The sequence below is a fragment of the Nocardia sp. NPDC046473 genome, assembly GCF_040645995.1.
Classification (GTDB): domain Bacteria; phylum Actinomycetota; class Actinomycetes; order Mycobacteriales; family Mycobacteriaceae; genus Nocardia.
Window position 1 is genome coordinate 79774 of sequence record NZ_JBEYZJ010000010.1, and the last position, 25085, is coordinate 104858.

General features: G+C 67.1%; 22 protein-coding genes and 1 pseudogene. 14 read left to right on the forward strand and 9 right to left on the reverse strand.

Annotated features, from left to right (window positions below; translation table 11 throughout):
* Window positions 1–13: 13 nt before the first annotated feature.
* From ABZ942_RS33540 to mftR, 5 genes are all read right to left on the reverse strand, one after another.
* On the reverse strand, window positions 14–649 hold the full coding sequence (locus ABZ942_RS33540; protein ID WP_357389183.1) for a SpoIIE family protein phosphatase: 636 nt from the start codon (window positions 647–649) through the stop codon (window positions 14–16).
* Window positions 642–1067 carry an ATP-binding protein gene (locus ABZ942_RS33545; protein WP_150404521.1) on the reverse strand — a complete coding sequence of 142 codons (426 nt, stop codon included), beginning with the start codon at window positions 1065–1067 and terminating at the stop codon, window positions 642–644. Before ABZ942_RS33545 ends, ABZ942_RS33540 begins: the two co-directional genes overlap by 8 nt.
* Window positions 1045–1434 (reverse strand): STAS domain-containing protein, encoded by a 390-nt coding sequence (locus ABZ942_RS33550; RefSeq protein WP_107660644.1) that lies wholly within the window; start codon window positions 1432–1434, stop codon window positions 1045–1047. Before ABZ942_RS33550 ends, ABZ942_RS33545 begins: the two co-directional genes overlap by 23 nt.
* A gap of 14 nt (window positions 1435–1448) precedes the next feature.
* The gene (locus ABZ942_RS33555; RefSeq protein ID WP_040735778.1) at window positions 1449–2354 is read right to left on the reverse strand and encodes an STAS domain-containing protein; all 906 of its coding nucleotides are present in this window, start codon (window positions 2352–2354) and stop codon (window positions 1449–1451) included.
* A 128-nt stretch (window positions 2355–2482) separates the two neighbouring features.
* Window positions 2483–3076, reverse strand: coding sequence for a mycofactocin system transcriptional regulator (gene mftR, locus ABZ942_RS33560; RefSeq protein ID WP_357389186.1), 594 nt, complete (start codon window positions 3074–3076; stop codon window positions 2483–2485).
* Between the two features lie 40 nt (window positions 3077–3116).
* Between mftR and mftE the strand changes: the two genes are divergently transcribed.
* On the forward strand, window positions 3117–3872 hold the full coding sequence (mftE, locus tag ABZ942_RS33565) for a mycofactocin biosynthesis peptidyl-dipeptidase MftE (RefSeq protein WP_357389188.1): 756 nt from the start codon (window positions 3117–3119) through the stop codon (window positions 3870–3872).
* A pseudogene (gene mftD / locus ABZ942_RS33570) lies at window positions 3869–5035 on the forward strand (pre-mycofactocin synthase MftD); the annotation flags it as partial. The gene mftE and the pseudogene mftD, both read left to right, overlap by 4 nt.
* 202 nt (window positions 5036–5237) lie before the next feature.
* Here mftD and ABZ942_RS33575 read toward each other — a convergent pair.
* Entirely contained in the window at window positions 5238–5708 is a 471-nt protein-coding gene (locus ABZ942_RS33575; RefSeq protein ID WP_357389190.1) for a MarR family winged helix-turn-helix transcriptional regulator, read from the reverse strand.
* Between the two features lie 295 nt (window positions 5709–6003).
* Here ABZ942_RS33575 and ABZ942_RS33580 point away from each other — a divergent pair, with 295 nt between their 5' ends.
* Window positions 6004–7680, forward strand: a complete 1677-nt coding sequence (locus tag ABZ942_RS33580; protein ID WP_357389192.1) for a fumarate hydratase — start codon at window positions 6004–6006, stop codon at window positions 7678–7680.
* On the opposite strand, the gene ABZ942_RS33585 is transcribed toward ABZ942_RS33580, so the two are convergent.
* Window positions 7681–8772: an alkane 1-monooxygenase gene (locus ABZ942_RS33585; protein WP_357389194.1), complete on the reverse strand. Its 1092-nt coding sequence runs from the start codon at window positions 8770–8772 to the stop codon at window positions 7681–7683. It abuts the gene before it with no gap.
* Between the two features lie 292 nt (window positions 8773–9064).
* On the opposite strand from ABZ942_RS33585, the gene ABZ942_RS33590 reads away from it, so the two are divergent.
* The 5 genes from ABZ942_RS33590 to ABZ942_RS33610 all read left to right on the forward strand — a co-directional run bounded on the left by ABZ942_RS33590 (window position 9065) and on the right by ABZ942_RS33610 (window position 12402).
* Window positions 9065–9928 carry an SAM-dependent methyltransferase gene (locus ABZ942_RS33590; protein ID WP_357389196.1) on the forward strand — a complete coding sequence of 288 codons (864 nt, stop codon included), beginning with the start codon at window positions 9065–9067 and terminating at the stop codon, window positions 9926–9928.
* A 360-nt stretch (window positions 9929–10288) separates the two neighbouring features.
* Window positions 10289–10756, forward strand: coding sequence for a hypothetical protein (locus ABZ942_RS33595; protein ID WP_357389198.1), 468 nt, complete (start codon window positions 10289–10291; stop codon window positions 10754–10756).
* A 485-nt stretch (window positions 10757–11241) separates the two neighbouring features.
* Window positions 11242–11502 (forward strand): hypothetical protein, encoded by a 261-nt coding sequence (locus tag ABZ942_RS33600; RefSeq protein WP_357389200.1) that lies wholly within the window; start codon window positions 11242–11244, stop codon window positions 11500–11502.
* Window positions 11499–11822: a hypothetical protein gene (locus tag ABZ942_RS33605; RefSeq protein ID WP_357389202.1), complete on the forward strand. Its 324-nt coding sequence runs from the start codon at window positions 11499–11501 to the stop codon at window positions 11820–11822. Before ABZ942_RS33600 ends, ABZ942_RS33605 begins: the two co-directional genes overlap by 4 nt.
* Before the next feature lie 52 nt (window positions 11823–11874).
* Window positions 11875–12402 (forward strand): M15 family metallopeptidase, encoded by a 528-nt coding sequence (locus ABZ942_RS33610; RefSeq protein WP_357389204.1) that lies wholly within the window; start codon window positions 11875–11877, stop codon window positions 12400–12402.
* Here the strand turns inward: ABZ942_RS33610 and ABZ942_RS33615 are convergent, their stop codons facing one another.
* A complete protein-coding gene (locus tag ABZ942_RS33615) occupies window positions 12403–13272 on the reverse strand; it encodes an NAD(P)-dependent oxidoreductase (RefSeq protein ID WP_357389206.1) in 870 nt (289 codons plus the stop codon). It abuts the gene before it with no gap.
* A gap of 47 nt (window positions 13273–13319) precedes the next feature.
* On the opposite strand from ABZ942_RS33615, the gene ABZ942_RS33620 reads away from it, so the two are divergent.
* From ABZ942_RS33620 to ABZ942_RS33645, 6 genes are all read left to right on the forward strand, one after another.
* A complete protein-coding gene (locus tag ABZ942_RS33620; protein WP_357389208.1) occupies window positions 13320–13970 on the forward strand; it encodes a TetR/AcrR family transcriptional regulator in 651 nt (216 codons plus the stop codon).
* Between the two features lie 54 nt (window positions 13971–14024).
* Complete coding sequence (locus tag ABZ942_RS33625; protein WP_357389210.1) at window positions 14025–15626, forward strand: FAD-dependent oxidoreductase; 1602 nt, start codon at window positions 14025–14027, stop codon at window positions 15624–15626.
* Window positions 15627–15763: 137 nt separating this feature from the next.
* Window positions 15764–16765 (forward strand): alpha/beta hydrolase, encoded by a 1002-nt coding sequence (locus ABZ942_RS33630; protein ID WP_357389212.1) that lies wholly within the window; start codon window positions 15764–15766, stop codon window positions 16763–16765.
* A gap of 38 nt (window positions 16766–16803) precedes the next feature.
* On the forward strand, window positions 16804–18195 hold the full coding sequence (locus ABZ942_RS33635; protein WP_357389214.1) for a serine hydrolase: 1392 nt from the start codon (window positions 16804–16806) through the stop codon (window positions 18193–18195).
* 130 nt (window positions 18196–18325) lie between these two features.
* Complete coding sequence (locus tag ABZ942_RS33640) at window positions 18326–19693, forward strand: cytochrome P450 (RefSeq protein ID WP_357389216.1); 1368 nt, start codon at window positions 18326–18328, stop codon at window positions 19691–19693.
* Window positions 19694–19809: 116 nt separating this feature from the next.
* Window positions 19810–20754, forward strand: coding sequence for a hypothetical protein (locus ABZ942_RS33645; RefSeq protein ID WP_357389217.1), 945 nt, complete (start codon window positions 19810–19812; stop codon window positions 20752–20754).
* A 150-nt stretch (window positions 20755–20904) separates the two neighbouring features.
* Here the strand turns inward: ABZ942_RS33645 and ABZ942_RS33650 are convergent, their stop codons facing one another.
* Entirely contained in the window at window positions 20905–25083 is a 4179-nt protein-coding gene (locus tag ABZ942_RS33650; protein ID WP_357389219.1) for a TIGR02680 family protein, read from the reverse strand.
* Between the last annotated feature and the right edge of the window lie 2 nt (window positions 25084–25085).

Genomic DNA, 25085 nt, shown 5'->3' on the forward strand with positions numbered 1-25085 from the left:
ACGGCCCGGCCCCTCATGACGTCGGGCCTTGCGCCGCGCCGCGATGGCGTGCGGCGAGCACCAACGCATCGTCGGTGTCCTTGGCATGCTTGCCGAGGATGTCCGCGGTGATGTCGGCGGTGGACTTCGACAGGTCGATCGCGTCGGCGGATTCGCTGACGATGCCGTCGGTGGACATCAGCAGCAGATCGCCGGGGCGCACGTGGATGGTCTGTGGTTGCAGGTTCTGCGGCAGCCGGTAGCCGACGATCCCCGCGGTGAGCAGGATGGTCGCGCGGACGGCCAGCCCCGCCGGACTCACGGTGAGCACCCGGGATTCGACATTGCCGACGCCGAGCCAGCGCACCGTGTCGCTGGGATCGAACAGCGCCAGCGATACCGCGGCACCTCGGGTGTCGGCCATGGCCCGATGACAGAGCACCATCAGCACGTCCAACGGTTCGGCGCGGTTCTCCGAGAGCACCTGCGCGGCTCGATCCGAGGCGTCGGCCGCGGCGGCGCCATGGCCGAGTCCGTCCAGCACGGCGAAAAGGACGGTGCCGCCGCCGGTATCGAGGATGAGGCCGCGATCACCGGAGACGCGTTGGCCGGGCAGGGCGCGACCGGCCACCGCCCACTCGATTCGGCCGATGAACCCGTCGTCATGCACCGTTGGGTACCCACTTCCACATCTCCACCAACGTGCCCTTGCCCGGCGCCGAATCGACGAGTAGCCGATCCATCAGCCTGCGGGCGCCGGGGAGACCGAGTCCTAGTCCGCGCCCGGTCGAATAGCCGTCCTCGAGCGCGCGGGGAATGTCGATGATGCCGGGTCCTTGATCCTCGGCTTGGACCACCAGTGCCTGACGACCCTCCCGGTCGTCGACCATCAGCCTGATCTCGCCGCTGCCCGCGTAACTGGTGATGTTGCGGGCGATTTCGGAGATCGCCGTCGAGATCATGGTGCGGTCTGTCAGTGTGAATCCGAGCTTCGCTGCCAGTTCGCGCCCTGCCTGACGTGCGATCACGATGTCGCCCGACACTCTGACCGCGATCACCAGGTTCTCAGCGGCCACTGTCACGACCATCCCGCTGGCGTGGTGAGGCGGTCTTCTTGTTGAGCCAGGCGAGGCCCTCTTCGAGGTCGAGGGCCGTGTGCATGTCCTCGAAGGTGAGCCCGAGTTGCACCATGGCGAACGCGACTTCCGGCTGCAGCCCGACGATCACCGTTTCGGCGCCGCGCAGCTGCGTCATGTGCGCGATGGTGCGCAACGATCTCGCCGCGAAGGAATCCATGATGTCGATCGCGGTGACGTCGACGATGATCCCGTGCGCTCGATATTTGCTGACCTGTTTCATCAGATCGTCTTGCAGGCGTTCGGTATCGGCGTCGGTCAACGCTGATTGAACCGACGCGATGAGATAGGTGCCCTGTTTGAGAATCGGTACCGGCATGTGCCCGCCCTGATCTAGCGGCCGTCGCGTTCGGTAACCCGTTCGGCGACTCGGGAAACCTCGTAACCCAGCAGACGTTCGGCTTCCTCGATACCACCTTGGAGGTCACCGACCGCATTCATCTTGGACAGATCGAGCCCGATGGTGACCAGCGTCAGCGCGATCTCCGAGGAGAGCCCGGTGATGATCACGTTGGCACCCATCAGGCCGGACGCGTCGACCGTTTGCACCAGGTGGTTGGCCACGGTCGAGTCGATCTGCGGCACACCGGTGATGTCGATGACGACGACCTTGGCGCGGTTGGCCCGGATCGCGCGCAGTAGCTGTTCGGTGAGCTGCCTGGCTCGTTGGCTGTCCAGCACGCCGATGATCGGCAGGATGAGCAGCTGTTCACGCACCTGCAGAACAGGCGTGGACAGCTCGCGGATCGCCTCCTGCTGCTGCCGGATAACGCGCTCGCGCTCCTGAACGAAGGAGACGCCCACGGTGTTGGCGATGCGGTTGGCGGCCGGCTCGTACGCGTCGAGCACGGCGTTGAGTAACTGGAAGTCGGCCTGGTACTTCTCGAACAGCGAGCGGGCCAGCACGTCACGCAGCAGCAGCACGATGCCGAGGACCTCGTCGGTCTCGACGCCTCTCGGAATGATGCGCTCGGACAGATCGCGGGCGTAGGCCTGCAACGCCTCGACGCTACCGGTCTCGAGCACCTCGACGTAGTTGTCGTAGACGGAGGTCGCCTCGGAGAAGATTTCCTCCGGGGTCATCGCGGTCAGGAGCTGAGCGTCGGTGATGCGGCGAGCCCACTCCTCACGCAGCGCGGTGCGGTTCTGACGCAGATGCTCGACCAACTGCGGAAGCAGGTTGTCGACCGGTCCCGCGGTCAGCGAATCCGCCGAAAGGCTCATGGACACCTCGGACATGGAAACTCCTGCCCCTTTCGACGGTTTGTTGAGTCGGATCATCGTGCGTTCGGCCGTGAGGCCGACACCGAGCCTAGTCATACCCCAACCGTGTTGCGGATGAAACCTGCCCGTTGTTCGCTTGCGATTCACGGCGGGGGCGCGAAACCGCGTTCCAGCCCACGCAGCGCCTCCTCCAGATAGACGGTGAGATCCGCGTCGGCGCGGGCCAGCCAGGCGTCGAAGGCGGCGCGCGCGGCGGCCAGCGTGGTGCGCCCGACGGCCAGCGGGATCAGGGCGTTGGCCGGTTCGCCGAGCCTGCGGGCGGCGAAGTCGCTGACCGCGCGTTCCCAGGCGTCGTAGTGTGCGCCTGCGGTGGCGGCGAGGGCCGGGATGGTGGCGACCAGCTGCATGCGGGTGCGTAGCTCCGGCACGTCCTCGGCCCGATACCGATTGGCGTTCACGACAACTCGACGAACCGCGGTCATCATCGCAACATCGTCGGGCACTTCGGCGAACGCGGTGCGCAGAGCGGTGACTTCGTCATCGAACTGGTACCAGAGCACTTCGGCCTTGGTGGGGAAGTAGCGGAAGAAGGTGCGGCCGCTGACGCCCGCCGCGGCGGCGATCTGCTCGACCGTGGTGTCCTCGAAGCCCTGCTCGCTGAACAGCCGCATGGCGATCAGCTCGAGTTCGCGTTTGCTGGTCCCGCGCGGGCGGCCACGGGTGGTCCTTGCTGTCACGAGGATTGATTATGTCAGTGACTGACGATAATCTGGCGAGATGTTCGAAAGTGTCGCAGGCCACAGCCGCGCGGCGGCTGATTCGGCCCGCGCGGTGGCCGATCTCACCTGGCCCGAGGCCGGAGAGCGGGCCGCCGCGGACGCGATTCTGGCCATCGCGATCGGCGCGACCGAACAGCACGGACCGCATCTGCCGCTGTCCACCGACACCGATATCGCTTCGGCACTGTGCGCGCGGCTGGCCATGGTGCGCCCGGATGTGCTTGTCGCACCGGCGATCCCGTACGGCGCCAGCGGTGAGCACGCGGGGTTCCCCGGCACGCTGTCCATCGGGCAGGCCGCGCTGGAACTGCTCGTCGTCGAATTGTGCCGCTCGGCCACCGATACCTTCGACCGCATCCTGCTGGTCAACTGGCACGGCGGCAACCTCGAACCGCTGCGGCGCGCGGAAACGTTGTTGCGCAGCGAGTCCCGTGACGTGCGCGTGTATCTGCCGCGCTATCAAGGTGATCTGCATGCGGGGCGCTCGGAAACCGGCGTTCAACTGGCACTTTCGCCGAACCGGGTGCGGCTCGACCACGCCGAAGTGGGCGACGTCCGCCCGCTCGCGCAGCTCATGCCGCTGCTGCGCGGCGCCGGTGTGCGCTCGGTCAGCGCCAACGGCGTACTCGGCGATCCGACCGAAGCGAGCGCCGACGAGGGCGTGGCACTGCTCGACCATCTGACCACCGACTTGCTCGACCGAACCCGGCTCTGGTGGCCGGCAGCTTCCCTGGAAAGGACCGTCCAACCATGAATCCGTGGTTCGAAACCGTTGCCGAAGCGCAGCGACGTGCGAAGAAGAGACTGCCGAAATCGGTGTACGGCGCGCTGATCGCCGGGTCCGAGCGCGGGCAGACCATCGAGGACAATCAGCAGGCGTTCACCGAACTCGGTTTCGCCCCACACGTCGCAGGCACTATCGGCGACCGCGATCAGTCGACGACCGTACTCGGCCAACACCTTTCGATGCCGGTGATGATTTCGCCGACCGGCGTGCAGGCAGTACACCCCGACGGTGAGGTGGCCGTGGCGCGCGCGGCGGCGGCGCGCGGCATCGCGATGGGGCTCAGCTCTTTTGCCAGCAAGCCGATCGAAGAGGTGATCGCGGCCAACCCGGCGACCTTCTTCCAGATGTATTGGTGCGGTAGCAAAGACGAGATCCTGCAGCGGATGGCGCGGGCGAAGGCAGCGGGTGCGGTCGGGCTGATCCTGACCCTGGACTGGTCGTTCTCGCACGGCCGGGACTGGGGGAGCCCGGTGATCCCGGAGAAGCTCGACCTGCGCACCATGCTGAAGTTCGCGCCGCAGACCCTGACGCGGCCGCGCTGGCTGGCGACCTACGCGAAGTCCGGGCACATCCCCGATCTCACCGCGCCGAACATGGCGATCGGCGACGGCGCGGCACCCGGGTTCTTCGGCGCGTACGGCGAATGGATGGGCACGCCGCCGCCGGATTGGGCAGACGTGCAATGGGTTTGCGAGCAGTGGGACGGGCCGGTGATGCTGAAGGGCGTCATCCGGGTCGATGACGCGCTGCGTGCGGTCGATGCGGGCGTCGCGGCCATCTCGGTGTCCAACCACGGTGGTAACAACCTGGACGGGACACCGGCGGCCATTCGGGCGCTGCCCGCGGTGGCCGACGCGGTGGGCACGCAGATCGAGGTGGTGCTCGATGGTGGTATCCGGCGCGGCAGCGACGTGGTGAAGGCGGTGGCGCTCGGTGCCCGCGCGGTGATGATCGGGCGCGGGTATCTGTGGGGCCTGGCCGCGAATGGGCAAGCGGGCGTGGAGAACGTGCTCGACATCCTGCGCGGCGGGATCGACTCGGCGCTGCTCGGACTGCGCAAGACGAGTGTTGTCGAGCTCGATCGCGGGGACATCGTGGTGCCCGCGGGATTCGAGCGCGCGCTGGGGGTGCCGACCGGCTCCCGCGAATCGAGTGCTGAGGCAAGCGAAGTGGTGGCCGGAACGAACGGTGCAGGTGTCGAGTCGGCAAGCGCGGCAGCCGAGTCCGGTACCGCGGCAGCAACCGAATCGGACAGTGTGGCAGTCGAGTCGGGCAGTGCGGAAGCCGAATCGGCGGCCCAGCCGGAGGCGGCGCGCACGTCCGCCTGAGTGGTCAGTTCTCGCTCGCCGTTTGTCGATGATGCGCGAGCAGCGTGTCGTAGATGTCGGCGAGCGCGGCCAACTGCTGCCGGTCCAGCACGTCGATCATGTGCTTGCGCACGCTGACCACGTGCGCGGGTGCGGCGCCGGTGAGCACCTCGGCGCCGCGCGGGGTGAGCCGGGCCGCGGTGCGGCGCGCGTCGTCGGGGATCGGTTCGCGGACAACGAGTCCGCGCTTCTCCATCCGGGTGATCTGATGCGAGAGCCTGCTCTGCGACCACTCGAGTTGCGCGGCGAGCTCAGCGAAGGTGCAGCGGTGTTCCGGGGTTTTGCTCAGGAAGGCCAGCACCGAGTATTCGACGTAGGTGAGGTTCGACTCGCGGGCCGAGTCTCGCCCGACCGCCGCGGCGATGAGGTCGCGGGTGCGCACAAAGCCCACCCAGGCGCGCATTTCGACGTCATCGAGCCAATGGGGATCGGTCACGATAGCGCTCCAAACTCTGGCGTGTCATACAGTGTCGCGCGTCGTTGTGCGGCACGCGACGGTGTTGCGGCGAACCGACGCTTGGACGTCCGAACGCTTTTGTGTGGAACGACAGGTAGCACTCCCGGGGTTGAACGTGCAACCTTTTGTGTCAACTGCCCGGGATAAGCCTTGCCTAACCATCGTGTGACGTAGCCCGGTGGATACGCTCGCTGTGCCTGTGACCAGCCCCGCTGAGCGCGCACTGAAACCCGTGCTCGGTTTTGGCCCCGACCTGCCCGAAGGAGTGCGTCCCGTGACCGCGCCGGACTTCCGCTATTCAGACCTGCTGCCGATCGGCGCCGACGACACCTCGTACCGGTTGCTCACCACCGAGGGCGTGCACACCTTCGAGGCCAACGGCCGGACCTTCCTGCAGGTGGAGCCGGAGGCGCTGCGCCTGCTGACCGCCGAGGCGATGCACGACATCAGCCACTACCTGCGGCCGACGCACCTCGCGCAGCTGCGCAAGATCATCGACGACCCGGAGTCCAGCGGCAACGACCGCTTCGTCGCGCTGGACCTGCTCAAGAACGTGAACATCTCTGCGGGCGGCATCCTGCCGATGTGCCAGGACACCGGCACCGCGATTGTCATGGGCAAGAAGTCCGAGGGCGTGCTGACCGGCGTGGACGACGCCGAATGGATCAGCCGCGGCGTGTTCGACGCCTACACCAAGCTGAACCTGCGCTACTCCCAGCTCGCCCCGATCACCATGTGGGACGAGAAGAACACCGGATCCAACCTGCCCGCGCAGATCGAGTTGTATTCCACGCCAGGCGATCCCGCGCAGCCGTCGTACAAGTTCCTGTTCATGGCCAAGGGAGGCGGGTCGGCGAACAAGTCGTTCCTGTACCAGGAGACCAAGGCCGTGCTCAATCCGACGCGGATGCTGGAGTTCCTGGACGAGAAGATCCGCTCGCTCGGCACCGCGGCCTGCCCGCCGTACCACCTCGCGGTGGTAATCGGTGGCACCAGTGCCGAATTCGCGTTGAAGACGGCCAAATACGCCTCGGCGCACTACCTCGACCACCTGCCCACCGAGGGATCGCTTGCCGCGCACGGGTTCCGGGATCTGGAGCTGGAGGAGGAGGTCTTCAAGCTCACCCAATCCTTCGGCATCGGTGCGCAATTCGGCGGCAAGTACTTCTGCCACGACGTGCGCGTCGTCCGGTTGCCCAGGCACGGCGCCAGTTGCCCGGTGGCCATCGCGGTGTCCTGCTCGGCCGACCGGCAGGCGCTGGCCAAGATCACGCCCGAGGGCGTGTTCCTGGAGCAGCTCGAGCGCGAGCCCGCGCACTACCTGCCGGAGCAGACCGAGTCGATCCTCGGCGGCGACGTGGTGCAGATCGACCTGAACCGGCCGATGTCGGAGATCCGCGCCGAACTGGCGAAATACCCGGTGAAGACGCGGCTTTCGCTGACCGGTCCGCTGGTGGTGGCCCGCGATATCGCGCACGCCAAGATCAAGGAGCGCCTCGACGCGGGCGAACCGATGCCGCAGTACCTGCGCGACATGGCCGTCTACTACGCGGGCCCCGCGAAGACGCCCGAGGGCTACGCGTCCGGCTCGTTCGGTCCGACCACCGCCGGCCGGATGGACTCCTATGTCGACCAATTCCAGGCCGCGGGTGGCTCTTTCGTCATGCTGGCCAAGGGCAACCGCTCCGCCCAGGTGACCAAGGCGTGCCACGAGCACGGCGGTTTCTACCTCGGCTCCATCGGCGGCCCCGCCGCCCGCCTCGCCCTGGACTGCATCAAGTCCGTCGAGGTACTCGAATATCCCGAGCTGGGCATGGAAGCGGTCTGGAAGATCGAAGTCGAAGACTTCCCTGCCTTCATCGTGGTGGACGACAAGGGCAACGACTTCTTCGCCGAAACCCAGAAGCCCATCGCCCTGCGCGTCCGCACCCGCTCGGCCGAACGGGTCTGATCAGCCGGTTGCGCGCCGGTACGCCAGGGTGGCGCGCAACCGTCCCTGCTTGCGCGGTTGGACGTTGGCGAGGGTGATGTCGCCGCCGTAGTGGGCGAGTACTCGATGGTCCATCACCGCGCGCCACAGTGGCGGGATGGCGGCGAGCACGACCATCGTCGCGTAACCGGCGGGCAGTTGCGGCGCCACCGTCGAACTGCGCAAAGTCTGGTACCGGCGTCCAGGATTGGCGTGGTGGTCGCTGTGGCGCTGCAGGTGGAACAGGAAGATGTTGGTTACCAGGCGGTCGCTGTTCCAGCTGTCGCGGGGAGAACAGCGGGCGTAGCGGCCGTTGCTGCGGCGGGCCCGTAGCAGACCGTAGTGCTCGACGTAGTTCACCGTTTCCAGCAGCGCGACGCCGATCACGGCCTGCAGGGCGAGCCAGGGCAGGATGTGCCAGCCGAACAGGGCGACCAGGGTGCCGAAGAGGACCAGGCTCATCGCCCAGGCCTGCAGGATGTGATTGTCCACGTCCCACCAGCCCCGCTCCTTGCGTGCGAGGCGTTCGCGCTCCAGCAGGATCGCGGAACGGAAACCGCCGGACACGCTGCGCGGCAAGAACTCCCAGAGCGATTCGCCGAGCCGGGCGCTGGCCGGGTCCTCCGGCGTGGCGACCCGCACGTGGTGTCCGCGATTGTGTTCGACGAAGAAGTGCCCGTACGCCGACTGGGCGAGCGCGATCTTGGCCAGCCAGCGTTCCAGCTGCTCGACCCGATGCCCGAGCTCGTGCGCGGCGTTGATGCCGATGCCGCTGACGAACCCGAGAGTTGCGGCGAGGCCGAGCTTGTCGACGCCGGTGAGCTCGTCGCCCGCCCACAGATAGCTCGCGATGCCGAGCCCGAACAGCTGGATCGGCAGGAACAGATAGGTGCACCAGCGGTAGTAGCGGTCGCCGGAGAGCAGCTCGTAGTCCTCGTCGCGCGGGTTCGCGCCATCCTCGCCGACCACCCAGTCCAGCACCGGGATCACCAGCAACACGATGATCGGGCCGATCCACCAGAAGACGGGTGCGCCGGTGTGCAGCACGAGTTGCGAGGGGAGCAGCGCACACATCGGCGCGATCAGACCGAGCATCCACAGCGGGCGTTTACGGTCCTGACCTCGGGGCTGGCGACGGTTGATCTTCCTGCTTCTTTCCGTGCGATTCCGGCCACGGGCAACCGTGATCTGTTGTGACTGCTGAATTATCCACTGAGCGTTTGTTGCGTGTGATAGCAGAGTCGCCGAGACTCCAGCTCGTGTTACCGATGTGGACCGAAAGTGTTCCGAATCCTGACAGTCCGCTCCGGACGGTGTGTCGAATCAGTCGCATCGGCGGTGGTCAGACCATGCCAGACTGGTCCGCATGGCTGGAGGGCAAATACCGATCTCGAATGTGTCGGACACCGCTCGCTGGGTGGCCGCCTACCGTGCGCGCGAGTCCGCGCGCCCCGACGCGCTGTTCCAGGACCCGCTGGCCGACCGGCTGGCCGGCGCGCAGGGACACACGATCGTCGAGCTGGCACCGCGGGTCATGCGCACCGGCTGGCCGGTGGTCACCCGCACCAAACTCATCGATGATCTCCTCGCGAAGTCCATCGCCGAGGGGTGTGATCGGGTACTGAATCTGGCGGCCGGGTTGGACACCCGCCCGTACCGTCTCACACTGCCTGCCGACTTCGTCTGGGTCGAGGCGGATCTGCCCGAGATCCTCGCGGAGAAAGAGAACGCGCTGGCGGGCGAGACTCCGCACGGTGTATTGATCCGCCGCGCAGTCGATCTTGCCGATGCCGCAGCGCGCGACAAGTTCTTGGATGAGGCGCTCGGCGCGATCGGTCCGGTCGGCACGCCCGCGACCAAGGCGCTGGTGCTCACCGAGGGATTGCTGTTCTACCTCGACCAGGCGACTGTCACTGAGCTGGCTCGCACCTTGGTCCGGCCCGAAATCGCTTGGTGGATGGCCGATATCAGTTTCCGGATGGACCGGGTGCGCGCCGGATCGATGTTCGAGAACGCGCCGCGGAAATTCGATCCGCCCAACGGCCTCGCCTTCTTCGAGGAACTCGGCTGGCAGCCGATGGAGAGCGAGAACCTCCTGGTGCATGCGCGCAAGTTTCGACGCGCGCCGTGGTTTTTGCGTCCGTTCACCTACTTGCCGCAGCCTGATCCGCGCAAGCCGCTGCGCAATCCGTGGTCGGCGGTGATCCGCTTCCGGCACGAATCCCGGTGAGCTGAGTTTTGCTAAACAAAGGGCTTGCTGGGGCCGCACCCGCTCGAAGCACACGCCGAGCGGCGATCCGGTCTCGGATAAGGCGAGTTTCTGCGCCAGATAATTTCCGGGCTTTGTCGATATCGTCGGCAAAATAGCGCGGTGGGTTTGGCTGAGCCGCTGGGAAATTACGGTCGTGCGGCGGCGAGTATGGGGTCTGAACTGGGCGTTCCATTTTCGTGGAGGCTTTTGCGCGGACACGCAAATGTCACCCCGATCGCCGGGGTGACGTCGCCCTTTCCCGAGGCACCCTTAGCGATGTAGATCATCGATGCCAAGAGTGCCGTTCATCGCAGATGCCATTGAAGGTCGAGGAGGGCAATGAGTACGTCCAGGGTCATCACGACAACACTGCGTCTCTCGCAATCCGCCAGCCGCCGGTTGGCCGCACGTGCCGCACGCGAGGGTACTACTTCTACCGCACTACTCGACCGCCTCATCCGGGAGGGCGTCGACCAGCTCGATCATCCCGGCATTGTCTTCCGCGGGCCGATGCACGATCGCCGTGCCGCGCTGGTCGCGGGTCCCGATGTCTGGGAAGTCGTTGCCCGCCTACAGGAATTGGACGGTCCGGTCGAGCGGCGCATCGAAGTGCTGAGCGCGAAGTCGAGCCTGCACGCCGGCAAGATCAAGATCGCCATCGCCTACGCCCGTGACCACGGCAGCGAGATCATCGAGCGGATCGGGCGCAATCGTGAAGCGGCCGAAGCGATTCGCCGACCGGCGCCGGTGCGGACATCCGCTGTCGAACGGGACTATCTCACGCTGGTCACTCCGCTGCGCGAGTGATTCGGCCGAATTGTCCGGTGTCGGAGTCGAATTGTCCGTTGTAGTGGTTGTTCACATCACTGGGGAGCGAATGTGAACACTTTTGTCGCCTGTGCACAAACCCGCTCGGCCTGCGGACGAACACCCCTCGAGTCCGTCGGGGTGCCGTCCGCGGCCTGATCGGGGGTGTGCGGCCCTAGCGGGGCGCCTGCTGGAAAACGGTACGGTCGTGAAACTCGGTAAACCACCGCAATTTTCGCGAATCGGACTGGTAGCACTCGCCCGCACATTGTGATCCACAGCACTGGGATAGATTGTGGATAACCTCCGTTCCCTGTGGATGAAGCATTTGCCAGACAACGGATTTCGGGTAGGCATGGGCCATGCCCATTGACTATGACCCCTCGTCAAACCATCCAGCACGCCGTGCGCCAGCCTCGAATGTGGCTGAGCCGTGGCAACCGATGCCATCGATTCGCGGTATGGCTGGTGGTATGGTGAGGCATATGGCGACGCGGAAGATCACCCTCACGGTCGATGAGGCGGTACTCGCTGATCTGCAGCAGGGTGCCGCCGCCGCCGGGATGCAACTGTCGCCTTATTTCGCGCGCTGCGCGCACAGTTGGATGCTGTATCAGGACGCCATCCGTTCGGCGGCGCGTGACCGCAGCCTCGGTATGCACGACGTCGAACTGGCCGAGGCAGAGCTCGCCGAGCTACACGCGGCGGATGTCGACGCTGAAACGCGTCGCGGCCCGCGCGCATGAGGCGGGGCGAGGTTTACGAGTTCGAGCGCGACCGACCTTCCCGCGAGAACGATCCCCGCACGCCGTATCGGGTGATCGTTTCGGCGGACTATCGCTTGCCCGACGAGCGCGTTCGGGTGCTGACCGCACCCGTCGAGCGCTTGGACCCGCAGTCGATGGTCGCGGTCCTGCTCGGCAGTGCGGACCCCGTGCAGGGGTGGGTCCGGGTGGACCTGCTCACCAGCACTTATCGGCCGTGGTTGGCCGGGCCGCTCGGCGAGCTCAGTGCCGAGACCATGGAGAGCCTGTCATCGAAGCTCCGAATCGAACTCGATCTGTGAGTGTCGGCGGCGACTTCGGTCGTCGCCGATCTCGACCGTTACCATCGCCGGCATGGTGTTGCGGAGTGGTGTGCGGAATCGACTAGCGCTCGGTCTACCGGTGGCGGTGCTGCCTGCGCTGATGGTGACGGGTTTGCTGGCACCGCAGGCGGCAGGGCAGGTGACGTCGATCGATCAGCGGGAGGCGCTGGGGTCGGCGGCCGGGACCGAGGGATTGCAGCCGGGGCTCGCTGTGGCGTACTCGCTGGCGGAGAGCGAGGCGCACGCGCAAGGTGTGCCGTTGTCGATCACCTCGGGGTATCGCACGCCCGCCGAGCAGCAGCAGTTGTGGGACAACGGCGTGGCGACTTACGGCAGCCCGGAGGTGGCGCGCCGATGGGTGCTGCCGCCGGAGGAATCGACGCATGTGTCGGGTCGCGCGGTCGATGTCGGGCCGCAGGCGGGCGCGCAGTGGCTGGAGGCCAACGGAACTCGCTGGGGATTGTGCCGGATGTACGACAATGAATGGTGGCATTTCGAATTGGCCACCACGCCCGGCGGAGTTTGCCCGCCGATACGGCCGGACGCCAGTAGCCGGTAATCAGTCTCTTTCGCGCAGTAGATCGAGAACCTTGGTTTCGTTGAGAGCGCCATAACCGGCTTCGACCAGTCGGCTGAAAATGTCATAGGCGGCATGGCCGAGTGCGGCCGGACCGTCCACGCTGTCGGATAATTCGACGCCGATACGCGTGTCCTTCAGACGTAACTCGGCCGTGAAAGCGATATCCCGATCGTGCACGCCGTCGAGCATGATTCGGCCGACGCGCGCCACCGTGGGGCTGATCCGCGAGAGGGTATCGACGACGGTCGCCAGCTCCAGCCCGGCGAGTTCGGCGACCCGCAGCACCTCCGCCGTCGCGGCGATCTGGATGGACCCGTGCAGGTTCTGCAGCAGCTTGTACGCGGTCCCCGCGCCGACCTCGCCGAAGCGAATAATGTTGGTGCACAACGGGTCCAGTAGGGGACGGGCAGCTTCGAGATCGGCAGGGTCGGCCCCGACGAACAGCGTCAACTCGCCCGCCGCGGCCACCTCCGGCAGCCCGGTCACGGGGGAGTCGAGATACCGAAGTCCCTGCGCGCCAGCTTGTTTCGCCAGTTGCAGTACCCATGGCTGGGAGATCGTCGAGCATTCGACGGCGAACGCACCGGGCGCGAGGTCGGCGGCCAATGCGCCGTCCTCGCCGAGCCAGACCGCGCGTGAGGCGTCGTCATCGGCCACCATCGAGATGATCGCATCGGCCCCATCCGCCGCTTCGCGCGCCGTCGTCGCCGTCCCGGCTCCGGCCGAAATCAGTTCCGCGGCTTTCTCCGGCGATCGATTGAATACCACCACCTCGTGCCCGGCGGCCAGCATCCGTGCCGCCATCCCCGACCCCATTCGACCCACCCCGAGAAAACCGATCTTCGCCATCCCGGCACCCTACCGAGCCTAGGTGTACGAGCTGTCAGACTGCGAAGATGAACGATTCGGTGCGGCGCCGCGGGCGCCCGGCCAGGCTCTCGCAGGACGCGATCCTTCTGGTCGCACAGGAGATCGTGGAGTCCGGCGGGATCGACGCGCTGACCATGCGGGCCGTCGGGGAGCGACTGTCGAGCTCGCCGATGGCGATCTACCGGCACGTCCGCGACAAGGACGAGCTGTTGTTGTTGCTGCTCGATCGGGTCGCTGCCACCCTGGAGCGGCCCGAATCGCCCGCCGATCCGCGGCAGCGGCTGGTGGTGTTGTGGCGGTTCCTGCATGACCGGTTGGCGGCGCAACCCTGGGTCGTCGGTGTGCTGGCGGGCGGCGACCTGGCCGGTCCCTCGATCCTGTGGTTGGTCGAGGAGATGCTGCAGGCGTTTCTTGCCTGCGGACTCACCGCAGCGCAGGCGGGTGCCGCCTATCGGGCGGTGTGGCAGTACACCGTCGGCGTGCTGACCATCCGAATCGCGATGGCGCGCACCACCGCCGAGCTGGATCGCCCGAGCTTTCAATCGGTGATGATCGCCTCCGTCGATCCCGGGCAGACCCCGGCCATCGCCGCGCTCGCGGGCGAGTGGCCGCATGCCTGGGACAACTATGAGCTCGGCCTCAACGCGCTGCTCGACGGGCTGATGCCGCGCTCTTGACAACCCTCTCGCCTATTTTGTGTACTGATAAACAAATAGAGCGAGGAGACAGTCATGATCGAAGCCGAGGTGGTCGTGGTCGGCTCGGGCGCGGCGGGTTTGGCGGCGGCACTGGCCGCGGCCGACGGTGGCGCCGAGGTGGTGGTGCTGGAGGCGTCGTCGCGGTGGGGCGGATCGACCGCGGTCTCCGGCGGACAGGTCTGGGCTCCGACCAACCATCGAATGCGGGAAGCGGGCTATGCGGACACGGCAGAGGAAGCGCTGACCTACTGCCGGACGGTGGCACCCGGACGCGACGACGCCTTGGTGGAGACGTTCGTGCGGACGGTGCCGGAGGTGGTGCGGTTTCTCGAGGAGCATTCGCCGATCCGGTTTCTTTCGGTTCCGGCCTACCCGGATACGTTCGTCGAGCTGCCGGGTGGCAAGACCGCCCGGCATGTCGAGGTAGCTCCGCAAGATCTCGGCGACCTCGGCGATCTTGCTGAACTGGTTTGGCCCGCACCATTTTTCGCGCCGGTTCTCACCAATCAGGAGGCGATGGAACACAATCTGTTCGCCGGGGGAGCGCCGCCGATGGAGCTGATCGGTCAGCGCATGTCCGCCGGAGCGGTGACGTTGGGTGCGGGGCTGATCGTCGGCCTACTGCACGGCTGCCGAAAAGCGGGTGTGCACCTGATTCGCGACTGCCGGGCGACCGAACTGATCCGTGCCGAAGACGGGCGCGTCACCGGCGTGCGCACCGACAACGCGCGCCGCACTGTTCGCGCCGATCGCGGGGTTGTGCTGGCCTCCGGCGGTTTCGAGCACGACCCAACCCTGCGGTCGCAACTGTTGTCCGGGCCGCTGACCCACCCGGTGACGCCGCCGATCCAGCACGGCGACGGGCTGCGGATGGCCGGGCGGGTCGGCGCGGCCATGGCCTACACCGGCGAATATTGGTCCTGGCCTGCCTGCCAGGTGCCCGGGCGGACCTGGCCCGACGCCACCCCGCAACCGCAACTCACATTGCCGGAACGCACACTGCCCCATGTGTTGTGGGTGAACGCCGCGGGCCGCCGCTTCGTCAACGAGTCGAGCCACAACTGTGCGAGCGCCTTCGCCGAGCTCGATCCCAACACCCACCACCTGCGGAACCTGCCCGCGTGGGCCGTCGGCGACGCGCAATTCCGCGCCAAGTACTCGGTCGCGGGTGTTCCCGCGGGTACGCCCGCGCCGGACTGGCTGATCCAGGCCGACAGCCTCGCCGAACTCGCCGAGCGCACCGGCATCGACGCGGTGGCACTCGAACAAACCGTCACCCGATTCAATGCCATGGCCGAGGTCGGTCGTGACGACGACTTCCATCGCGGAGAGACCCGCTACGAACACGCCTTCGGCGACCCGTCCGCCGCCCATCCCAATCTCGGACCGGTAAGCGCCCCACCGTTTTTCGCCGTGCCCGTCTACCCGAGTGCGGTCGGCACCAAGGGCGGCCCGCGCATCGATCAACGCGCCCGCGTGCTCGACTGGTCCGGTGAACCCATCCCCGGCCTCTACGCCGCAGGCAATGTCGCCGCCGCCGTTTTCGGTTCCGGCACTTTCGCGGGCGGCCTGACCGTCGCCTCCGCGCTGACCTGGGGCTGGATCGCAGGGCGTGACTTGACCACCGCGCACTGAGGCAACCCGGGCCACTTTCGTCACCCATTGTGTCGTAGCCCACTCCCGCGTACCCTCTGGGATTGCGAGACTGAATGGTCTCACTACCGAAAACAAGTGGGTCCGGCGATGCTGCCGGATGGATGAGGGAGCCCTCAATGCCGAGGTATGCCGCTCGAATGCGCTCGGGGATCGCGATTTTGGTGGCGGTGTTGGCCGCGGTGGCGGCACCCGCCGCCACCGCGGATGAACCCGCCGCCACCGCGCAGAGCGTGTTCAACAAGCCCGGCCCGTATCCCGTCGCGACACCGGTGCGCACCAATCCGTGCCAGGAATCGGTGTGGGGCATGGTCGAACACATCGCCGTGCATATGCTCGGCAACCACGACGACATGACCTGCACCCAGGCTTTTCCCAACGGTCTCGAGTCGCCGATCGGCGTGAACACCTACTACCCGGCCAACATCGCCGAGCTCCCGAACGCGCCACTGCTGGTGTTCACCTCCGGGTTCGGCGCCAATCCCGGCATGTACGACGCGCTCGCCCGGCAGTGGGCCGGCAACGGCTTCGTCGTGGTGATCCCGTACGAGTTCTTCAACTCGCTGCTGTACGTGCCCGCGCTCGGTGTCGCCACCGCGGTCACCGCCGATCGCGACCCGAATTCGCCGCTGTACAACAAGATCGACCTGAGTCGCACCATCTTCGCCGGTCACTCCGGCGGCGGGCAGGCGGCGCTGCAGGCGGGCACGGCGTTCCCCGGCATCGCGTCGCTGATCGATCCGGCGATGCGGGTGCTCGGCGTGCTGGCGATCGAGCCGGGCCCGCTCGCGGTGGGTGCGCTGGTTTCGGTGCCGACGCTGTTCCTCACCGGTTACAACGATTTCGTGGTGCCCGACTTCGCCTGGGTGCGCTGGTGGCAGTACAACCTGTCCTTCCAGGCACCGGCTTGGATCGCCAATGCCCGTGGGGTGAGCCACTTCTCGCCGGTCGACGGGCTGGACAACTATTTGTCCGCGGGTACCGCGCTGGCGTGGCTGCGCTATCAGGCGTTCGGTGACGAGGTCGCCAAGGACTACTTCGTCGGCCCGAACTGGCGGCTGCCCGCCGACAAGACGTACTTCAGCGTGGAGCGCAATGCCCTCGCCAACGCACTGAGCTAGCGCCAACGCGCCAGTCGAGGAACAGAAATGGGTCGAGTATGAAATTCCGTCGTGCGTGGGCAGGTGGGCTCGGTGTCACCGCCCTGGTCACTTTCTCGTTGGTCTGCCCCAATGCTGCTGCAGAACCCGGCGTCGAGTGTGCCGAACCTGCTGCGGGCCAGGCGGTTCAGCGCGCCGATCCGGCCGCCGCCGGAATCGATTCCGCCGCACTGACCGATGCGATCGATTTCGGAACAGCCAAGGGCGCGTACGCGATTCAGGTGTACCGGCACGGCTGCCTGATCGGTGACCGCACCGGCACGGGCAACCTGCCGATGCCGCTGGCCAGCTCGTCGAAGGGCGTCGCGTCGATCGCGGTGGGCCGCGCGATCACCCTCGGCTACTTCGGGCTGGACGATCCGCTCGGCAAGTTCTTCCCGCAGGCCGATGCCGCTCATGCCGCGCTCACCGTGCGCCAAGTGCTGAATCAGACCACCGGCCTGCGCTTTACCTGGGCCGCCGATATCGCGGGCATCGCCACCGACGAAGTGTTGCAGACACTGGAAACCCCGCTGGCCTTCGATCCGGGGACCACCTTCCAGTACGCGCAGGCCGTGCTGGCACTGCTGCCGAAGATCGTGGAAATCACCACGCGGATGGACTTCCAGGATTTCGTCCAGCGAGAAGTCATGCAGCCGTTGGGCATTGCCCGCGACCAGTGGGTCTGGCTGCGCGACCGCAGCGGAAACACCGCCGTCAACGGTGGTCTCGCGATGCGGGCCGATGACCTGGCTCGGTTCGGCCTGCTGATGCTGCACGAAGGGCGTTGGGGCGACAACCAACTCATCGATCCCGACTACCTCAGGCAGGCGCGTCAGCCCACCGACGCCAACGGCGGCTACGGATTCCTGTTCTGGCTCAACGCCGGTAACTCCTACAAGACCGCGACCGTGCCTACCGCCAAGGTCTTCGACCACCCGATGTTCCCCGGCGCACCCCGCGACCTGTACGCCTTCGTCGGCGCACTCGGCCAGTTCAACGTCGTGATCCCCAGCCGCGACATGGTAATCGTCCGCCTCGGCGTGCCCGGCGGGATCGATACCGGCAACGTCCAGACCTCCCTGGCCGCCGAATCCAACCCGGACAACAAGGAATTCCTGCGCCGCGTCGTCGCCGCGGTCACCGACGTCCCCGCCGAACCCTTCGACAACCCCTACCGCTACGGCGACAACTTCGGCCCCGTCATCAGCAACCTCGACGACCTCGCCTTCTGGGTAGACCCGGAACACACCGCCCAAATCCTCTTCGGCGTAGGCCCATACGCCCCATCGAATTGCAACGTCCTCTGGTGCAACGGAAAACTCATCCCCCAGGACATCTTCTCGGCCATGCTCGACTCCACCGGCCAGATAGTCGCCGCCCTCCTCGGCCTCGGTCACGGGCCCCGGTAAGCAGTCGCGGTCAGTGCGGGCGCGGTAGCTGATCTTTCATTCCGGCAGTGACTCGGCCGACCCGGAGCTACGATGCCAAAGCTGCTGTGTGCCTGGATGTTCCCAACATCCTGTTGTCTCGAGTGCGACGATGCCTGGAGGAGTCTTGACTTCATCAATTGCGACCGCGCCGCACAGACTTCCACTGCTGGGGCATCTTGTTTCGATGCTGCGTGATCCGGCTGGATTTGTGGCATCGCTGCCGGCTTCCGGTGACCTGGTTCGCATAGGCATGGGGCCGATCACGGCGGTCATGGTCTGTGACCCGCAGCTGACACAGCAGGTCCTGCGGCACGATCGCGTCTTCGACAAAGGCGGGCCGGTGTTCGATCGCGCCAGGGAGGCGATAGGCGATGGCCTGGGGACCTGTCCGCACTCGAGGCATCGTCGGTTGCGGCGCCTGATGCAGCCCGCGTTTCACCCGTCTCGCATCGCGGAGTACGCGTCGGTTATGAGCCAGCGGATCATCGAGATCGCCGAATCCTGGCACGACGGGCAGATCGTGGATGTCCGAGCACAGATGAAAACGCTCACCTTGCAGGTGACCACCGCGACGTTGTTCGCCCATTCGGTGCCAGAGTCGAGTCTGCATCGGATCTTTCGCGACGTCGATACGGTCGTCGACGGCGTGATGCGGCGGGCGATCATGCCTGCCTCGCTGCTGCGCTTGCCGATCCTGGGCAACCGCGCGTACTGGCCGGCGATAACCCGATTACGTGCCGTCATCGGGGCGGTCATCACCGAGCGCCGCACCGCGGACGTTCATCCCGCGGACCTGCTCTCGGCAGTGGTCGACGCTCGCGACACCGACGGCGGCGGACTGAGCGACAACGAGATCGTCGACCAAATCCTCACCCTGTTCGTGGCAGGCACCGAAACCACCGCCAGCGCCCTGCAGTGGGCGCTGTACCTGCTCGACGAACATCCCGACCTTGCCGCGCGGCTGCGCGTCGAACTCGATACCGTCCTGGCCGGGCGACCCGCACGCTACGACGACCTGCCACACCTGCCGCTCACCGGCCGAATCATTACCGAAACCTTGCGCGTGCGGTCACCGTTCTGGCTCGCCACCCGCACTGTCACCGAGGACACCGAGCTCGGTGGGCATCGGCTGGCGAAGGGGACGATCGTGGCTTACAGCCCCTATCTTTTGCATCATCGCGCCGATCTCTACCCGGATCCCGATCGTTTCGACCCCGACCGGTGGGACCCCGCCGTCGCGACCCCAGCGCAACGCAGCGCCCTGATCCCCTTCGCCGACGGTGCCCGCAAATGCATCGGTGACACCTTCGCCGTCACCGAAGCCTGCCTGGCGCTGGCCACCATTGCTGCCAGATGGGAACTGCACGCCGTACCCGGCCAAGACACCAGTGCAGCCCTGTCCTCGATATTGCGCCCGAGAACGCTGCGTATGCGTGTCACCACCCGGCATGTCCCTGCTCGAGTGAGGACCTCATGACCGACATTCCCGCCTCGCACCGCGCCATCGCTGCTGACGTGCGTTACGTAATCCCTAGGATTGTCAGCGGTTTTCGGAGCGAGGTTCATCCTCGCTACGACAGCACAGTCGCTGCGGTGAACGCGCGGTTCCGCCCGTTCCTGCTGGACTACTTCGAGGAGTGCGAGGGCGACAGCCGCCGCACCGACAACTTCCTCGGCCAGAGCCACCCCTACTGGGGAGCCTTGTGTTTCCCGCACATCGTCGAGGAGCGGTTCTTCGGGTTCATGACCTGGATGCTGGCCACGTCCCTGGTGGACGACTCGTTCGCCGACCCGCGTATCCATCAGGTGCCGGGCGAAGCGGAGGCGCTGAAGCGGTCCTACGTCGCGCTGCTGCGGGGCGAACCGTACGAGGAGAATCGGCGCACCCGGGCACTGGCCGCCGCGGTGTCGCACTACGGCGGTCCCTCCTCTCCGGCAGTGATCGACCGCATGCTCCGAGCCCTGGTCGACGTCATCGAATCGAGCCTGCGGGAACTGACGGGCGGGGTTTCGGCCAGCTTCACCGATATGGACAGCTACCTGCGGTTCCGCCGCACGAACGTCTACGGGGAGTGGCTGAAGCCGATGACCGAGTGGGGGTTGGGCATCGACCTCGACGAACGCGCGACCGAAGCGGGCGATCTCCGGCAGCTCCACGATCTGGTCATCGACCACTGGATCCTGGTCAACGACATCTTCTCGTTCCCCAAGGAACTCGAGGCCGGGGAAGACATGAACTGCATCTTCCTCCTCATGGACCGCGAAAACCTGTCGCTGCAAGAAAGCCTCGACCACGCGGCAGCCCTGGCGATGGCGACCGAACAGAAATTCGTCACTGCCAGGGGTGCACTGTCCGCCGACCTCGACCACGATGTGCGGCGGTACCTGCTGGAGTTGGAGCACATGATCTCCGGCAACCTCCAGTTCCATCGCTGGACGAGCCGCTACCACGGCTACACCCGAACCGACCGCCAACAGGACGGTTCCGCCGAGCAGACGTCACTGTACCGACGCGGGGACACGCACAACCCCCTCTAACAATTCATCGCCGGTCAGTCGCTATTTCCGGCGAACCGGTACCTCAACGGTCGAAGGCGGGGCGTGGCCGCTCGAGCCCGGTCGGAGGTGGCACGGCCAAGCGCTGGTTGGCCAAGAGGTTGAGTGATACGCCCTGCTCGGCATCCGCGTTTAGCTGATGGGGGTCAGTTCGATGGCGCCTTCGATGGTGTTGTGCACGCGGCGGCGGTTGGGGGAGCCGAGGGCGGCGGTGAGGTCGGTGCCGTCGTGTTCGGCGAGCAGGTCGCCGCTGTCCCAGACCAGCAGCGTTGCGCTGACGGTGTTCTCGGCGGCGGAGTGCGCGAGATCGTAGTGGGCGCAGCCGGGGACGTGGGCGTAGGTGATCCAGAGGTCGTAGCCGGTCATGAACAGGTCGAGGTCGAATTGCACGCTGAGGCCGAGCAATTCGCTGCGGCCATTGTCGTCGACACCGGCGAACGCCTCGTCGAGCGCGAGCAGGCGCGGGGCCTGCGGGTCGGCGGAGTCCAGCATGACGTGCGCGGCGGCGAACAGCGGCAGGTGCAGCGAGACCGACTGCTCGCCGCCGGAGAGCGCGCTGTGCCTGGCCACGGTGAGCTTGTCCTCGCTGCCGTCGGCGGAGATGAGGGTGAACGAGAACACCCGCCAGGTGCGGTAATCCAGGGTGGCCGCGAGGATCTCGGGGTAGGAGCGCTCCGGGTGCGCGGCGCGGGCCGCGCGGATCTCGGAGGCGAAATGCGCACGGATGGTGGCGAGTTCGTCCGCGCCGAGGGCCGAGGCGTCCCGGTCGAGTAGCTTGCACATGGCCCGCGCCGGATCGGAGAGGGTGTCGGCCAGCACCCAGTGCACGCCGATGGTGTTGCCGGACGACATCCGGCGCTGCTTCATCTCCGCGCCCATCCTGGCGATGAGATCGCGTGCGTCGCTGGTGCGTTCGTAGATCTGCTGGGCCAGCCCGGTCAGCAGCGCGTCCTCCAGGATGCGCCGCTCGGCGTCGGTGAGCAGCAACTCCTGATCCTTGCGGGCGCCGTCGATGCGGGCCGCGAAGTCGGCGAGCGCGGACATGCCGTCGTCGTCCTGCACCTGCACCACGGTCAGCCCGTCGGCGGCGTCCCACTGCAGCCGGTAGTCGCGGCCGGACCCGGACAGTGCGGCATCGAATTCCTGTAGTGCCGCGGTCACCGCGCTGCGGGTGGACTTGCGGTTCGCCTCGCTGGCCCGCACCGAAGACGTTGCGGTGGTGAGGCTTTCGAAGAGTTCGGCGACCTCGTCCGGCAGCACCTGCGGCTCGGCCTCCGGTCCCGCCTGGGCGATCCGGTACAGCAGCTGCTCGGGCGTGGACCAGGCGGCCTCGCTGCTCGGCCAGCGGCCCTCGGCCGACGCGCCGAGCAGGCGAAGCAGATCCGGGCGGGCGTACGGGGCAAGGGCTTTCACGTCGGCGAGCACCTCGGTCAGTGCGGTGCCCAGTGATTCGTGCGCGGTTCGGTAGGCCGCCTCGGCGTCGCCGATCGCCTCGATGGCCTCGTTGGCGGCCTTGCGCGCCGCCTTCTGCTCGGCCTTGGTCGCCTCGATCTTCGCGCGGGCCTTCTCGAGTTCCTGATCGATGTCGGCGGCACCGGCGCCCAGTGCCTCGCGCAGGGTTTCGAGCTTGCGCAGCTGCTCCTGATAGCCGGACTTGGCCGCCTCGGCCTCCTCGGCGAACGCCTCGGCCAGATCCTTGGCCTCGTCGTGCCGGTCGGTGCCCTCGCGTTCGCGTTCGCGTTCCCGCTCGTGTTCGGTACGCAACCGGAGCAGACCGGTGCCGGTGTTCTCGAAATGCCGGATGGCGGCGGCCAATGCGTCGAGTTCGCGCGGATCGCGCGGGGTCCGGTGCTTCGTCGCGGCCGCGCGGAGCTTCTTCTCGACCGCAGTGGTATCGGCGACGGCCTGGTCGAGGTCGCGCTCGGCCTGGGTGGCGGCCTCGGAGCGGGAGCGCATCATGCCTGCGGTCTCCGCGACGGCACGCAGCGCGGTGGTGACCGCGGTGGCCCGCGGCAAGGCCTTGGCGGCGGCCGAGATTCGCGCGAGTTCTGCGGTGGCGTCGGACTCCTGGTCCTGCGCCCCGCGCTGGGCTTCGCCTGCCGCTTCGAGCGCGGCGGCGAGTTCGGTCAGCCGCAGCTCACGGCGGCGGGCCCGAGCGGTGGCACCGATGAATTCGGCGTCGGCCTTGTGATGCCTGCCGACCTGCACGCCCTGACGGAAACCGCCCGCCGTGCTGACCCCGGACGCCGGGTCGCCCTTACCGTCGTGCAGTGCGATGGAGGCGAGCACGTCGGCGACCGCCTGCCGCGGCACCGTGAGCTCGTCCGAATCCTCCTCGACGACAAGGATATCGGCGAGGGTGCGGCCCTTCGGCCGTTCCTTCTCCGGCAGCGGGACGAGGAACAGATCCGAATCGTACTTCGCGGGCGGCTCGGCGCAGATCCACCCGTCGAGCAGGTCGGCGGCGTGCAGTGCGGCCTCGATACCGGCGGCCACCGGTGGCTTCACGTTGTCGGCGAAGCGGACCAGCCGCCACAGCGGGGCACCGGGGCGGTCCTCGGTGTCGCGGGCGCGTGCGGCGAAAGCCGGTGGCGCGTCGTCGCTTTGCGCGGCGACGCGGTCGCGTTCGGCGGTCAGCTCGGCGATCTGCTCGCCCGCCGTCGCCGCGCGGCCACGCGCCTCCTGCCGGTCGTTGCGGATCTCGTCGACCAGCGCCTCGGTGCGCTCGGCGAGCACCTCCGCGACCGTGGCCTCCTCCGAACCCGCCTGTGCGAGCGCGGTATCCAGGGCCTCGAACAGTCCGTTGCCGAGGGGGGAGTAGACCTCGCGGTGCTCGTCCCACCAACTGCGCAGCGCGCTAGCGGCTTCGGTGCGGGCCAGCACCACCGCCGCCTCGGCGTGCGCGACCTCGGCGGCCGCCGCCTCGCTCAGCTCGCGGGCGCGTTCGGCGAGTCGTTCGGCCCTGGTGCGTTCGGCCGCCGCGGTCTCCATGACGCCCATGGCCTGCCGGACCGCGCGCACGTCGGCGTCGCGTTCCTCGGCATGCGCGCGCACCGTCGCGGTGAGCTGTTCGGCGCGTGCCCCCTCGGACAGCGCTGTCCAGTCGATCCCGGCTTCCTCAGCGGCGGAACGCAATTCGTCCTCGCCGCGGGCCAATGCGGCGGCCGCCGTGCGGACCGCGGTGCGCGCGCGCTCGGCCTCCTGCGCCCGCTGATCGAGGGTCTGCCGCGCCTTCAGCGCCTTGTCGCCGTGCACGCCCGCCGAGGTCTCCAGCCGACGGACCGCGTCGGCGAGATCGTCGAGCTGCTGCTTGCCCTCGTAGGCGCTGGAGCGCTGCAGGTTCTCCCGGTCGCCGAGCGCGTGCTCGTAGGCGCGGTCGGCATCCTCGGCGCGCGCTTCCGCGGTGGCACGTTCGCCCTCGCGGCGTTCGCGCAGCGCGGTCGCGGCGAACAGTGCGGTGCTGGCGTGGGTGACCGCGTCGAGCCGGGTGCGCAGCTGGTCGACGTCCGTCTTCGCCTGCACCGCAAGGTATTTGCGGTAGACGTCGACGAACGTACGGGTGGCGCTGTCGGCGTGCACCAGACCCTCCAGGGTGCGGCCGACCTCCTCCATATCGCTGAAGGAGCGGGCCGCGTCCAGGATCAGCTGTTCGTCGAGGGGCCGCAGGCCGTCGGTGAGCGCCTGCGAAAGTCCGCGTGGGTCCAGGTTTTTCGCCAGCTGGGGGCGGCGCAGCGTGAGGATCAGGTTGATCAGCTGGTCGTAGCGCTGGGTGCCGAGCCCGAACATCCTGGCGTCGATGGCGTTTCGGTATTCCACCGGACGGTCCACGATGGCGTCGGTGCCGATCTGCTCGGCCAGCTGCTTGCGGGTGAACGGCCGGTCGTCGGGCCCGATGAGCGAGAAGTCCACGCCGACTCGGCCGTCGGCGACGAAGTACCAGCGCGTCACCTTGTCCGAGGAGCGGGTGGCGCGCATGCCGATGCCGACGGTCACCGCCTCGGCGTCGTCCCAGTCGCCGCGCGCGAACTCCATCCAGACGTAGGAGTAGGCCGATTCCTGCTTGCGGTACAACAGGTTCGACTTCATCGTGCGCTCTTCACCGGCGAACGGGTTGAGCCTGCGTGGCTCGATCCGCCCGTCCAGCACGAACGGGAACAGCACCTCGAGTGCCTTGGTCTTGCCGGACCCGTTGGGCCCGCGCAGCACCAATCTGCCGTCGGCGAAGCAGAATTCCTGGTCGCGGTAGTCCCACAGGTTGACGATTCCGGCGCGGGTCGGGATGAACCGCACTCCGCCGTGAATGAGCGACATCG

Coding starts and splice junctions, on each gene's coding strand:
- ABZ942_RS33650 (WP_357389219.1), bottom strand. CDS start 25,083: ATGTCGCTCATTCACGGCGGAGTGCGGTTCATCCCGACCCGCGCCGGA.
- ABZ942_RS33550 (WP_107660644.1), bottom strand. CDS start 1,434: ATGCCGGTACCGATTCTCAAACAGGGCACCTATCTCATCGCGTCGGTT.
- ABZ942_RS33630 (WP_357389212.1), top strand. CDS start 15,764: ATGCCGAGGTATGCCGCTCGAATGCGCTCGGGGATCGCGATTTTGGTG.
- ABZ942_RS33610 (WP_357389204.1), top strand. CDS start 11,875: ATGGTGTTGCGGAGTGGTGTGCGGAATCGACTAGCGCTCGGTCTACCG.
- ABZ942_RS33635 (WP_357389214.1), top strand. CDS start 16,804: ATGAAATTCCGTCGTGCGTGGGCAGGTGGGCTCGGTGTCACCGCCCTG.
- ABZ942_RS33615 (WP_357389206.1), bottom strand. CDS start 13,272: ATGGCGAAGATCGGTTTTCTCGGGGTGGGTCGAATGGGGTCGGGGATG.
- ABZ942_RS33555 (WP_040735778.1), bottom strand. CDS start 2,354: ATGTCCGAGGTGTCCATGAGCCTTTCGGCGGATTCGCTGACCGCGGGA.
- ABZ942_RS33640 (WP_357389216.1), top strand. CDS start 18,326: ATGCCTGGAGGAGTCTTGACTTCATCAATTGCGACCGCGCCGCACAGA.
- ABZ942_RS33585 (WP_357389194.1), bottom strand. CDS start 8,772: ATGTGTGCGCTGCTCCCCTCGCAACTCGTGCTGCACACCGGCGCACCC.
- ABZ942_RS33595 (WP_357389198.1), top strand. CDS start 10,289: ATGAGTACGTCCAGGGTCATCACGACAACACTGCGTCTCTCGCAATCC.
- ABZ942_RS33605 (WP_357389202.1), top strand. CDS start 11,499: ATGAGGCGGGGCGAGGTTTACGAGTTCGAGCGCGACCGACCTTCCCGC.
- ABZ942_RS33600 (WP_357389200.1), top strand. CDS start 11,242: ATGGCGACGCGGAAGATCACCCTCACGGTCGATGAGGCGGTACTCGCT.
- ABZ942_RS33590 (WP_357389196.1), top strand. CDS start 9,065: ATGGCTGGAGGGCAAATACCGATCTCGAATGTGTCGGACACCGCTCGC.
- ABZ942_RS33545 (WP_150404521.1), bottom strand. CDS start 1,067: ATGGTCGTGACAGTGGCCGCTGAGAACCTGGTGATCGCGGTCAGAGTG.
- ABZ942_RS33620 (WP_357389208.1), top strand. CDS start 13,320: ATGAACGATTCGGTGCGGCGCCGCGGGCGCCCGGCCAGGCTCTCGCAG.
- ABZ942_RS33625 (WP_357389210.1), top strand. CDS start 14,025: ATGATCGAAGCCGAGGTGGTCGTGGTCGGCTCGGGCGCGGCGGGTTTG.
- mftE (WP_357389188.1), top strand. CDS start 3,117: ATGTTCGAAAGTGTCGCAGGCCACAGCCGCGCGGCGGCTGATTCGGCC.